The sequence below is a fragment of the Streptomyces sp. M2CJ-2 genome (assembly GCF_016757295.1).
In the GTDB taxonomy this organism is placed as follows: domain Bacteria; phylum Actinomycetota; class Actinomycetes; order Streptomycetales; family Streptomycetaceae; genus Streptomyces.
In genome coordinates, this window is sequence record NZ_JAESIF010000002.1 from 298,705 (window position 1) to 311,197 (window position 12,493).

Annotated in this window: 8 protein-coding genes and 2 pseudogenes; 8 read left to right on the top strand and 2 right to left on the bottom strand. The window is 63.2% G+C overall.

The window, feature by feature from the left end:
• Window positions 1–65 precede the first annotated feature (65 nt).
• Together JL475_RS03795 and JL475_RS03800 are read left to right on the top strand one after the other, a co-directional pair.
• Entirely contained in the window at window positions 66–704 is a 639-nt protein-coding gene (locus JL475_RS03795; protein ID WP_368860223.1) for a hypothetical protein, read from the top strand.
• Between the two features lie 507 nt (window positions 705–1,211).
• Window positions 1,212–5,423, top strand: a complete 4,212-nt coding sequence (locus JL475_RS03800; protein ID WP_202275205.1) for an NACHT domain-containing NTPase — start codon at window positions 1,212–1,214, stop codon at window positions 5,421–5,423.
• Between the two features lie 280 nt (window positions 5,424–5,703).
• On the opposite strand, the pseudogene JL475_RS39745 reads toward JL475_RS03800, so the two are convergent.
• Window positions 5,704–5,976: pseudogene (locus JL475_RS39745) on the bottom strand (hypothetical protein); the annotation flags it as partial.
• Between the two features lie 274 nt (window positions 5,977–6,250).
• Between JL475_RS39745 and JL475_RS39750 the strand changes: the two are divergent.
• The 6 genes and pseudogenes from JL475_RS39750 to JL475_RS03825 form a co-directional block, all read left to right on the top strand.
• Window positions 6,251–6,516 (top strand): annotated as a pseudogene (locus JL475_RS39750) (GNAT family N-acetyltransferase); the annotation flags it as partial.
• Between the two features lie 122 nt (window positions 6,517–6,638).
• Complete coding sequence (locus JL475_RS03805; protein WP_202275207.1) at window positions 6,639–8,126, top strand: penicillin-binding protein 2; 1,488 nt, start codon at window positions 6,639–6,641, stop codon at window positions 8,124–8,126.
• A gap of 111 nt (window positions 8,127–8,237) precedes the next feature.
• Entirely contained in the window at window positions 8,238–8,525 is a 288-nt protein-coding gene (locus tag JL475_RS03810) for a hypothetical protein (RefSeq protein ID WP_202275209.1), read from the top strand.
• 289 nt (window positions 8,526–8,814) lie between these two features.
• The gene (locus JL475_RS03815) at window positions 8,815–9,708 is read left to right on the top strand and encodes a hypothetical protein (RefSeq protein ID WP_307824963.1); all 894 of its coding nucleotides are present in this window, start codon (window positions 8,815–8,817) and stop codon (window positions 9,706–9,708) included.
• Entirely contained in the window at window positions 9,705–10,079 is a 375-nt protein-coding gene (locus JL475_RS03820) for a transcriptional regulator (RefSeq protein ID WP_202275211.1), read from the top strand. Before JL475_RS03815 ends, JL475_RS03820 begins: the two co-directional genes overlap by 4 nt.
• 301 nt (window positions 10,080–10,380) lie before the next feature.
• Complete coding sequence (locus tag JL475_RS03825; RefSeq protein ID WP_202275213.1) at window positions 10,381–11,112, top strand: ferritin-like domain-containing protein; 732 nt, start codon at window positions 10,381–10,383, stop codon at window positions 11,110–11,112.
• Window positions 11,113–11,715: 603 nt separating this feature from the next.
• On the opposite strand, the gene JL475_RS41140 is transcribed toward JL475_RS03825, so the two are convergent.
• Window positions 11,716–12,345 (bottom strand): peptidoglycan-binding domain-containing protein, encoded by a 630-nt coding sequence (locus tag JL475_RS41140; RefSeq protein WP_307824964.1) that lies wholly within the window; start codon window positions 12,343–12,345, stop codon window positions 11,716–11,718.
• Window positions 12,346–12,493: the final 148 nt, after the last annotated feature.

Genomic DNA, 12,493 nt, shown 5'->3' on the forward strand with positions numbered 1-12,493 from the left:
CCGGGCTACCTACAGGCTGCAACCACGGCGTGCCCTGGTTCGTGGCCCACCTGGGAGGGCATCTCATGGCCGCTCTGGCAGAACCGAACGTGTCGTTGCCGGATGGGTTGGCGATCGCACTCGAACGCGTTGCCGCGTTGCACCCGGAGTGCGACCTTGCCAATCCTGGGACGCCTTCCGCCACAGTCGCGGTACTGCGGCAACGGCACGAAGTGCTTGACCACCTCGTTCTTGCTGATTCACCTGTGGTGTTCGAGGGTTCCGAAGGCCACACCGTGGTCACTGACCTGCGTGTGGACGATGTCCTGCCAGACCTGCGGGCGGAAGTGGAGAGCCACGAAACCCATACGCAAGGGCACCGAGAAGCCCTACAGAGGCTCGTGCTCGCTCAGCGGGAGGTGCGGAACACACCAGACGGCTACTGGGTGGCCGGCGCCGATCCAGAGGCAGCGCGGCATGGTCTGACGGGTTCGACCCAACTTCAGGAGGTACATTCCGTCGCCGTGATGTCCGACGGCGTGTCGAGGCTGGTTACCGAGTACGGGATGGCCACCTGGGAAGAGGTCTTCACCACTCTCCGGACGGATGGCCCCCGTGGGCTGATCGAGACCGTGCGCAAGACTGAGGCAACGGACCCAACCGGCCGCCGGTGGCCACGCTACAAGTCCGGGGACGATGCGACTGTGGCGTACTGCCAGTGGTGACCAGCGGGAACGTGGTCTATGGGAGTACGCCAACGTCTACGCTAACAGTGGCGTACAACCACAGTCGGAGGCGGCGCCCCACGGCCTGTGCTACCGGGCCGCACTACGCCCGGAGATGTCGTGCCCTCAGCGCGGTACAACTTTCTCTACTCCATTCAAGGCGGCTCGCTCCGCTCCCCGCACGCGGCCCGGCCCCCGGCCGGGCCTGCGCTCATGTCTCCGCCCCGCTCCAGCCCAGCCGGCGCCCGCGCCGCGCGCAGCGACCAGCCACTTCCCGTGGAAGGGGTACGTCGTGGCCTGAGGCGGTCGGAGAATCACTCGGATCACCACGCCATCCCTCATACTCCTGAAGCCCCATCTAGCACCCGACCCGCGAGTGCCTGACAGGCGGCCGACAGACGAGCGAGCCGCCAGTCGAACCATTCATATGACACGCCATCACCTCTTCTTCTAGGCTGGGCAGTCCATCTACCAAGGCGCCCAACCTAAGGAAGAGGGAACGTCACTGTGCCGCAGTACAACCTCAACGCACTCGGTGCATCGGAGTTCGAAAGGCTCTCACAGGCGCTTATCAAGAAGGTGATTGGCCTAGGCTCCGTCACGTTCGGCGCAGGTCGAGATGGCGCCCGAGAAGCGACCTTCACTGGCACCTCCTCGACCTATCCTTCTCCCAATAGCCCCTGGAAGGGAGATTGGATATTTCAAGTAAAATTCCACGACCTTTCTCTAACCACCCCAGAGAAGGCCAGAACTTCCGTACTCTCCGAAGTTGATAAAGAGCTCGACAAGATCTTCAATAAGTATAAGCACCCTTGTGACAATTTCATCATGATCACGAACGTTCCTATTTCCGCGGTAGCCGAATCGGGGACAATTGATACGGCACAGAGGCTCGTTAAAACCAAGTACAAGAAGCTAAAAAATTTCGCTTTCTGGGGAGCGGACGAGGTTTGTAGGTTTCTTGACGCTTTCCCCTCCGCGAGGCAGCCTTACTTGCACTTGCTAGTCACCGGTGACCTCATCGCACAGCTGCTAGACGAACGCCGGGCTCGACTTGATGAACTAGCCACAACAATCAAGACGTATCTACGGACGAGCTATACCCGAGAGATGCACGCACAACTTGATCAGGCTGGCGACGTTTCAGAAAATCCTGTGCGACTGCAAGATGTCTTCTTTGATCTGTACGCAGAGGTCGACGATGAGCGGGGCGCTGCGCACCTTAGTAGGAATCATCAGGTACGGAATACGCTTAGGAGATACCAGTCTTCTCAAAGATCCACCGGAACATTGGGAGCGCGCCTTGGAAGCCTACTGCTATCAGAAGGGGTTAATCGACTAGTCATCGTAGGAGGGCCCGGTGAAGGAAAATCGACAGTAGGCCAGTACGTGGCCCAAGTCCATCGCTCCATGCTTCTTGGTCACGTAACAGATGTGGCCTTGCACCGCGGACAAGAGATCGACGAGACGTACCTGCCACTCACACCGCGCATCCCTTTTAGAATTATCCTTAAAGATTTCGGCCAATGGCTTGCCGAGAAAAAAGACCGAGGCCAGCTCAACGCAGGGACGATCGACGAATTTGTATCCTCGCAAATCTCGACCGTTACCTCTCGGCGTGTAACTCCTGACGATTTGCATCAGATCCTGAGAACCAATCCTGCCCTTCTCATTTTGGACGGCCTGGATGAGGTGACGGATCCGGACTTGCGTAAAATTCTGCTTAGCCGCGTCGGTGAATTTGTTGATCGTTGCGACACACTAGATGCAAACCTTCAAATTCTCGCGAGCACCCGACCCACAGGTTACACAAAAGAATTTGACCCGGCAGTTTTCCTGCATATGCGTCTGGCTAAGCTAGAGCCTGTACAAGTCAAGTCCTACGTTTCTCGTTGGGCCAAGGCTAAGTCTCTAGATGAATCTAAGTCCAGCCGCGTAAGGCAAACAATGGACGAGTGTCTTCAGGACGAGCAGATTCGGCTTCTCACAAATACACCTCTGCAGGTTACGATTTTGCTACTTATCATCTCATCGGGAGGGACGCCACCGCGACAGCGCGAAGCACTTTTCAACGAGTACTTGGACATCATGTATCGGCGAGAAATGGCGAAAGGAAGGAATATCATTCAGTCCGAGAAAGAGCTACTTCTCGGACTCCACAAGTACGTTGGGTACATACTGCATGAGAAGACGACTCGCGCAGAAGCCATGGCTTCAGTGCTCCCAAGGCCGGACTACGAAAAGCACGTACTCCAGTTCCTGACATGGCATGACCCATTCTCCCCACAGAGCAAGCGTAACGCGGAACTAAAAGCGATCACCACCGAGGCTGGCGAACGCTTGGTTCTGATTGTTGAACCTGAGGCCGATGTATTTGGCTTCGAACTCCGATCAATTCAAGAATTCTTTGCCGCCTGCCATCTGGCGGATACTTCTTCGGATACTGCGCAACGCTACAACAGGTTTGAGGCTATCGCGCGTCTTCCTCACTGGAGGAACGTGGCTTTGTTCTTCGTCGGTCGTGTGGGGAGGAACTACGCCGGAGAGGCTGCCAATATTATTGAAGTTTGCCGTGACATTGACCGCGACGTCCCAGACGTCTTTGTTCACCGTGGCGGCACCTTGGCTCTGGAACTTGCAGCTGATCGGGCTTTTGGTCCGAACAGAAGGAGGCAGAACGCTCTTCTTGAGCTCGGCGTCGAAGTTTTCGAACGGCATGTCTCCGAAGGTCGGCGGCAGCAAATTCAGGATTTGCTCGTGCGCCTCCCAGTTGAAGATCAGAAGGATCTGGCAATACCGCTCCTCGAGAAAAAGATTACTCTTCTGAACTCGGCCTATTTGGGACCATTGCTGCGCACTCTCCACCGCCTGGACACGAGGAACCGGCATGTCATTCTCGGTATTGAGAGAATGGCAGAGAGCACAGATCATACTGAAGAAGCGCTTAGCCTATACTTCGATCTTCGGGCCAGCGCTGAGCAAGTCACCGAAACAGTACAAAGAATTGCGTTTGATCTGGGTCCCGAGGTCGTAGGTCGTGTACTGTCTCGTCTTAGGCTGCACACAATATGGCGAGCTTGCGATGACTTGAAGTACGCTGGCGTAACTGAAGACTTCATATCGCAAGCACTACTGGAAGCCGCTAAGCGCGGGTCTTTCTCGTGGGTGAGAACCGAAGAACGCGATTTCTTGATCGAAGCCATTCAGCGCCCATGGCCGTCGGGCTGCGCTTCAGTGATTCTTCACTCGACAGCCCTGCTGCAGATTAACTCGCTTCTCCGGTCCACAGGCACCGCAGGTACGACATTTTCAGAAGACCAGATCTTCGTGCCAGACTATGTCATGGTCGGAAACATTACACTTCTGGGGTCAGAAAACTCTCCCTTCGATAGGGAACTCGCCACTGCTGTTCTCTGGCTACTCCACATGCTCGTGGGCGACGTGACGCCTGCTTCGGCAAATGCAGCTGTGGAATTCTTCCGTTCCCTACCAAGGGAGTTCTGCTCTTTTGCGTCTATCTTTGGCGGCGTCTCGTTTGAGGTGTCTCCGGCCATCGACCTAATCTATGCAGCAATCGAGAAGGGCGGCGACTGGGAAGTCGCCGAGCGCGCTCTAGTTACTTGGGGTGGGAAAACTGGAGCCGTTCGGTGGCGTCGGCTTTGCAACGTACTCGTCAAGCGGCTGCTAGACACGCCGGCAGTAGAACGCCCTCAGTCTTCGGACAATTTCATCCAAAACCTTCAAGGGGATGCGTCGCCAGATCAAATGATTCTCGACACCCCCAAAGAACTCCATCCTGCCCTCACAGACTATGCTTGGAGCCTTGCGCTTAGAAATAGGGCTGACAGGTACGCAGTAGATAGCACTGTTTTCGAACAAGCTATCCGGCATCTTCTCGACAGCCATTCATCACCCTTCGTGTTGCGTGATCTCGCCATCAGACTGTACACGGATATTCCTCACTGGATGGGTAGGACGGAATTGGATGCCCTGAAATTGGGTATGCTCACTACTCTCTTGGACTCACCCTACGCGGCAGGTAACGTGGAAGTAATTCCCATCGCCGTACGCTCGTGCTTGGAATTTGGAGATATCCCTGATTCCGTTTTGCGTGCGGCCTGCGCTGCAGTTGGGCGCAGCGACGAAATGCGCCGCTCTAACATCATTCGAATTCCGGGGCCCCATAGTTCTGCGCTCTACAAGGAACTGCTAGAGATTGTGTTCTCTGTCGCTGATCCGGAAGTCCGGGAAGGCGCTCTAGTTATGATCAAAGACAACAGCTACATGCATTCTTACCACTCATCCATTAGCGGAGGATCTGGTACGCGTATCCGCGTGAAAGGATTCGCGCGCATGCATCGCGCGCTCGCGAAATCAAAGGTGCCGATGGAAAGGAATGCTGGCCTCTGTTTGTTTGCGGTGCGCGCACCTAGGACTCACGAGGATTGGAGCATCCTGTACGATGCAATTTTGTCCTGTCGAGACCAGCAGACTGCAACTTCCATCAGAATCGCTTTGGGGGTGAACGCAAATAGTGAAGACGGACGGGATTTGTCAGAGTGGATCTCCTTCATGGAAAGGTGCCTTCAGCACGTTGAGTATCCTCCGCTGCAAGCACTGATCACCGATAGGCTCGACGAACTTCTTGCATCGCAAGACCAAAGTCTTCACCATTATGAAGAAGAGTTCGGTTTGCCACTGTCGTGGATGACCTCTTAACCCGAGGAGTGCGCGACCAGTGGTCTCGGCCGCAGCCGCCTTGACTCTCCAGTAGGGTGCCCGGTGTTGGGCACCGAAGGCCCGGTCTGCCCCGAGTGCAGCTAGCCCGTTGGCTCTGGCGGCTTCGTGCTGTGCACGCGCGAGGACGACGGCAGGCCCGCCTGCCGCTCTTGTCGACGTGTACACAGGTCATGTCTGGTAAAGCTGGGTAGATCGGTCCACAGCGCCACTGGAGATCCGCTCGTTCCCAACGCCGTTCCACTGACATCTAATGTTGACATCAACGACTACGGACGGCAGTGACAACCGGCAGCCACGTGCACCACCGGTGCGCACGGCAGACTTCTGCCCCCTGGGAGCCGACCGAACTCCTAAAGCGGTGCTCATCTCGGCGCGTGGCCCGGAGCCAACCGGCGAGCGCAGAGAAGTCGGCGTCTGCGAGGCTTTTGGCCGGGTCGACTCGATCAAGGAGCGACGGCCCAGGGTGTTGAGCGGCGCCCCAGAGGCGGTCCACGGCGCTGATCTCGTCGTCTTTTGTGATGGCTGGCCGCCCGGTCGTAGCTGGCAGCTTGCGCGGAACTCACCCAGCCCCCCGTGGCCATCCTCTGGCCAAGAGGAGGCAGTCAGAGCGGATGAACCTCCCTAAAGTGCAGGTCAAAGCCCCTCTGGCCGCGCGAATCAGGCTGGTCTTGAAAACCGTCGTGGCAGCGATGTCACCGTGGGTTCAAATCCCACCGCCTCCGCGCTGAGAACAGCGGAAACGGCCCCTGACCTGGGAAGTCGGTCGGGGGCCGTTCGCCTGCCCGGACTCCGTGGCTGCCCGGTGTGGCACCGTCCAGGCGACGGTCGGCCCCTCAGGCCACGGCGCCATCGCCGAGCTCGCCCGGGTGGTGGGGTCCCGTGGCAGGAAAGGGGCATCGCCGGCGAGGCAGCCCGAGGACTCGTCGCCTGGCTCAGCCGGCAGCCGGTGCGCACCGGCATCGCCCCCATCCACCCCGACCATCGGGCATCCGTCGCCACCGCCGCCGGGCTCACATCCACCGACGAACGGCACGGAGGCGAGAGCCGATGGCACCGGAGCCTCGGGCGATGACTTCGACGATCCTCAGGGCTTGACCACTGCTCATCGGCCCCTCGCAGGTGTGCCTAAGGTGTGTGCATGCTGCGACGACGCATCCCCATATCCATCCGGCCGAGCCTCGACGGAGGACGCCGGTGAACAAGCCTCTGAGGGCCGTGGCGATCTTCTGCGGGCTGCTGGTGCTCGCCCTGCTGCTCCGCGCGAACTGGCTGCAGTACGTGCGGGCCCCGGAACTTGCCACCGACCCGAAGAACCGGCGGGTGCAGATCGAGCAGTTCGCCACCCCGCGCGGTGACATCGTCGTCGGGGGCCGGGCCGTCACCGGCTCCACCGAGGTGCAGGGCACCGACCTCAAGTACAAGCGCACCTACGTCGACGGGCCGATGTACGCGCCGGTGACGGGATACGCGTCCCAGGCGCAGGGCATGACGTTGCTGGAGAGGACGTACGACGGCATCCTGACCGGAAAGGACGACCGCCTGGCCTTCCAGCAGTTCGCCGATCTCATCAGTGGCGAGGGCCAGCGGCCCGGCTCGGTGGTCACCACCATCGACCCGAAGGCGCAGAAGGCCGCTTACGACGGGCTGACCGACCTGAAGGGCGCGAGGGGGGCCGTGGTCGCGCTGGATCCCCGGACGGGCAAGGTGCTGGCCCTGGTCTCGGCGCCCTCCTATGATCCGTCGCAGTTCGCGGGCGGCACGTTCAAGGAGTCCGACCGGTTCGTGGCGCTCGACAAGGACAAGCGCAAGCCGCTGGCCAACCGCGCGCTGCGGGAGACCTATCCGCCGGGTTCCACCTTCAAGATCCTCACTGCGGCCGCCGCTCTGGAACACGGGATCGTCACCGACATCGACGCCCGTACGGACGCCGTTTCGCCGTACCCCCTGCCGCAGTCCAGCAACAGGATCGGCAGTGAGGCCGGCGACGCGGTCTGCAGCAATGCGTCGATGAAGACCGCGATGCAGTACTCGTGCAACAACGTCTTCCTGGACGCCGCGGCCGAACTGGGGCAGGACAAGATGCGGGAGACGGCCGAGAAGTTCGGCTTCAACGAGGACGTCTACTCCGACGACTTCGGCGACCTGCTCGCCACCAAGAGCCTCTACCCCGAGGACCTCGACGCGCCCGGTACCGCGCTCACCGGTATGGGACAGGGCAGCCTCACCAGCACGCCGATGCAGATGGCCATGGTCACCGCCGCGCTGGCCAACGACGGAAAGCTGATGCAGCCCTACGTCGTCGACGAGGTCCGCGGCCCGGACCTCAGCACCCTGGAGAAGACCCAGCCCGCGGTGATGAGCGAGGCGGTCTCCGCCGAGACCGCGCAGAAGGTGCAACAGATGATGGAATTCACCGCCGAGGAGGGCAGCGCCCGCCGCGCCCGGATCGACGGCATCACGGTCGGCGGCAAGACCGGTACCGCGCAACGCGGTGTCGACGTGGCCGACCAGGTGCCGTACGGCTGGTTCGTCTCCTACGGCAAGAAGCAGGACGGGTCCTCGGTCGCCGTGGCCGTCTTCATCGATCCGACCGACATGGACATCTCGCGCGCGGACATCTCCGGCGGCGGTCTCGGAGCACCCATCGCCCGCAGCGTCATGAAGGCGGTCCTGCAGCAGTGAAGCCGGATACGGAGCAGGGGATCTGTGCGGGGAACGTTCGATCGGGCAACCGCCCGTACCGGGCCCACGTCTTTCCCCGTGAATGTCACCGCAGGTAAAAGGGGAACAGCCGTGGTCGGAAAGGAAGTTGAGCAGACCGACGAGCGGGGTCACGACCTGGGGCCCTGGTGGGCGGGCATCGGGACGTGGGGAGCGGTCGCACTGATCGCCGTCGGCGGTCTCGCGGCAGCGTGGGTCTTCTTCCGGCTGCCCGGCACTCCGGAGGAGTCGGCAACCGGCTACCACCGGGCCGCCAAGATCGTCGCCATCGGCCTGGTGATCGTGGGCAGCGCCTTGCTGGGCCGTCGTCGCGCCCGGGTCGCGGGCGTCGAGGGGACGACCGAGGCGGAAGGCGCCTGACGCCACCGGTCGGTGAGCGACGTCGGACGGCGGCGGCTTCCTGAATCCCGCGGATCGCGTTCAGCGCGCCCTCGGTGAGGGCGGTGCGCTCCCGCAGGCTGTGCACCAGTCACCGCGAAAAGGGCCCACACATGTGGGCCCTTTCGGGCTGTTTCACCACGCCCGGCGGCCGGCCGCCGCGCTGCGGCCAATGGTGCGAGGCGTGTTTCGGCCCGGCGTTGCCGGCGGCCTCGTACCTGGCCGACCTTCACTCTTGACCGCCATGTACTTTACAACGCAAAGTAGAGCTGTGGGCGGCCGGTCGGCCGTCCGCTTCTCGGCGCTGCCGGAGCGCGACCACAAGGGGGACATCGTGGGGACACCGTCACTGAGCAGCGGGGGGTCCGGGCCGGGGGCACACGTGGCCGACCTGTTGGCGGCCACGGAAGGTCTGCGGGCCAGGACACGCGCACAGATGAACGGCTCGTGGGTCTCCCTTCTCGGCTTCGGTCTTCTTGCCCTGATGGCTGCTCCGGTGGCCCGGTACGCCTTCAACTTCGGGGCCCACGGCCGCAACGTCGGGTCCTACCCGGCCTTCGCTTACGCAGAGTTGATCGGCTTGTGCGTCGTCCACGAACCGGGGACCCCCTGTTTGGAGGGCGAGTTCGACGGCGCCGCCCTGCGCTTCGCGGCCTGGGGCGTGTGGTTCGCGCTTCTCCCCCTGGCATGGTTCGCCTTCGCCCGCTGGTACCGCCTGCGCGGCGAGGCCCGGGGTGTCGTCCCCCGCCGCGGCGCGTGGATCCGCACGACCGTCATGGCCACCGCAGTGATCACGACCGCCCTGATGGCGCTGCTGTTCGGCAGGAACCAGCCGTGGGAGGCGACGGTGCTGGAGAACAGCTACGCCTCCCCGTGGTACCTGGTCGGTATCGGGCTCGTCGCCCTCGGGCTGGTCGAACGCAGCTGGATCGCCGCAGCCGCCGGCGCCGCACATGCCCTGCTGCTCACCGGCTACCTCGGTGCCTCCTGGGGCAGCGGATGGCTCCCCTGGCAGCATCCCGCACACCCCGGCTGGACCGACGGGCCGCAGGCCAAGGCGCTCCTGCTCGCCGCCATCCTGCTGCTTGCCGGCCTGGCCGAGTGGGCGGTGGCCCGTCATCGAGTCACGTCCGGCGCCGTCGACGCGGGTACGGTTGCCTCATGAGCGCCGGAGACTCCACCGCTACGTCGGATGAACAGGAGGAACTCCATCCGACCCAGTCGCTGGACGACACCGTCCACCAGCGCGTGCGACTCGGCATCCTCACCATCGCCAAAGAAGCCGACCGAGTCGAGTTCGGCTTCCTGAAGAAGCAACTGGCCGTCACCGATGGAAATCTCTCCCGACACCTGAAGGTGCTGGAGGAATCGGACCTGATCACCGTGGAGAAGGGCTACGCCGGTCGGCGCCCCCGAACCTGGATCGCCCTCACCCGCGACGGCGCGCAGGCACTGGACGCCGAACTCCGTGCTCTGCGCGCACTGGTCCGTCGCCTGGAAACTCCCCGCCCCGGATCCGGCCCACCCGACACATGACCACCGCTTCAGGAGTTCGGTCAGCGGAGCACACGGGATGCTCCTCCCCGGGCTTCGGGGGCTGCTGATCCACCTCTGACTGCCCGGATCCCTGACTGTCCGACGACGTCGATGCCGGCTGGTGATGTCAACCTGCTTGGGAAGAGTGGCTGTTCATGAGACGACCTGCAGGTCTCTCGCACGGTGCCCGCGTGTGAACTTGTGAAATTCGCGGCGCCGGACAGCAGTGGAACGGTCTGGTGTCCGCCGACGTCTCCCCTCTCCGGGGCACGGCGGCCGTGCCCCGGAGAGGGGAGACCGGGTGCATACGGGCGGCTTCGCCAAGTGGACAAGGCGGTTCGAGGACGAGCGCGAGCGCAGGCGCGCCCAGGGCGACCCGGACTGGGGGCAGAGCGCGACGCTGCATCCGGCGGTGTGGGCCAGCATCCAGCGCTTCCAGGTCGGCGAGGACGGTGATGGCGCCAACCTCGTCGGCAAAGCGGATGCGGCCGGCGACGGCGACTACGCGCAGGCAGTCCGGCTCTTCGTCGCCGAGGAGCAGAACCACGCCCGTCTCCTCGCCCGGCTGCTGGCTGCGGGTGGGGTGCCGACGTTGACCGGCCACTGGAGCGACACGGTCTTCGTGCGGCTGCGGCGTCTCCTGGGCCTGCGCATGGAACTGCTGACGCTGATGATCGCGGAAGTGGTGGCACTGCGTTATTACCGGGCCCTGCGCGATGGCACCGACGACTCGCTCACTTCGGATGTGGCGGGGCGGATCCTGTCCGACGAGCAGCGCCACGTTCCGTTCCATTGCGAGCGGCTGCACGCCTCCCTGGCGGAACTGCCCCGCGCAATGCGCCGCCCGGTGATGGCCCTGTGGCGACTTCCTCTGCTCGCGGCCTCCCTCGTCGTCGCCGCCGACCACGGTCCGGCGCTGCGACGCCTCGGCATCGGACGCCTGCGCTTCGTGGCTGATGTCGCGGCCTCGTCCGGCGCGGTCGTCTCCGCGGTGCTGGCGCCCCACCCGGATGCGTGGACGAGCGCGGGCTGACAACAGACAGCCCACCGCTTCCCGCCGCCTCGTCAGGGGCGAGGCCGGGTGATTTCGTTCCTGAGCTGTGGCTTCACCGAGTGAGGAAGCGGGCAGGTACTCGAACATGAGACACCGGTGTTGACCGTGGCTGACCCCGCATCTGCCATGGTTGTGGCACGAACCTCAACCGCCGACAGCCAGCCACGACGGCGGGCGTGCCAACCGACCAGGCGCGCGTATGCCTCACTGCACCCCACCGCCCTCCACCACGCTGCCAGTGCCGTCGACCGGAGCAAGCCACGACGGTCGGCACGCGCTGACGGTGCCTGAGCCCTCAGCTTGGGAAGCTCGGGTTGTCTACGGGGGACGCGTCCCGCGTCGTGGTGCAGGGGATCGGGCGTTACCCGTTCCGGTACGAGGCCCCTGACGATCTCCGCAGAGGCGACAGTCCACGAGGCGCCCTGCTGAGGCGAGTTGCCCCCCGGGACGACGGATCAACCGTCTTCGACCTGCGGATTCCGGTCGGACCGCGGGCGAAGTGAGCCCGGTCCGGTCGGCGAACGGCCGACCGGACCGGGCTTGCGGACCAGCCGGACGGGCCGGGCCGCGGATCAGCCGGGATCACTTGAAGGTGATGTCCCAGTGGTCGCCTTCCTTGGCGTAGGTGACGTCGATGCCTCCGGCGAGCTGCCCCTTCCAGAGCCGGGCGCCGTCACCGCGGGTCCCGGCTGCCTTGTTGTGTGCCGGGATGTACTTGGTGATGCAGGCACCTTCGTTCCGGATGCGCAGGTCCAGCTTGTAGCCGTTGTAGTGGGAGTAGGTACCGGAGGAGTGGCCGGGCTCGGTGCCGGCCGTGACGACGACCGGGCATCCGCTGGCCTTCTTCAGCGCGATGACCCCCTGGATGGAGCGGGCCCGGACACCGTCGAAGGAGGTGCAACCGCGTCGGCGCTCGGTGCAGTTGCCCGAAGAGCTCCACGTGATGCCGGCGGCACGGAGCTGGGAGAGAGCCTGCTGATTGGTGAGCTTCCCGTTGCCGGCGGGCGGTGTGGAGGGTTCGGGAGCAGCGGGAGCACCGGAGGTCTTTCCGGAGATCAGCTTGTTCCAGGTCTTCGGGCCGATGATGCCGTCGGCCGTGAGTCCGTGGCTGCGCTGGAAGGCGACTGTGGCGCGCTTGGTCGCCGGGCCGAAGACTCCGTCGGCGGCGACACGGTGGCCGTAACCGGCGAGCTGGGTCTGCGCGGCCTTCACCGCGGAGCCCTTGGAGCTCTGGCGGACGGTCGAGATCAGCTTGTTCCAGGTCTTCGGGCCGATGATGCCGTCGGCCGTGAGTCCGTGGCTGCGCTGGAAGGCGACTGTGGCGCGCTTGGTCGCCGGGCCGAAGACTCCGTCGGCGGCG

Excerpts from the sequence above, each read along its gene's own strand:
- JL475_RS03795 (WP_368860223.1), top strand. The coding sequence starts at position 66 with ATGGCCGCTCTGGCAGAACCGAACGTGTCGTTGCCGGATGGGTTGGCG.
- JL475_RS03820 (WP_202275211.1), top strand. The coding sequence starts at position 9,705 with ATGAGCGCCGGAGACTCCACCGCTACGTCGGATGAACAGGAGGAACTC.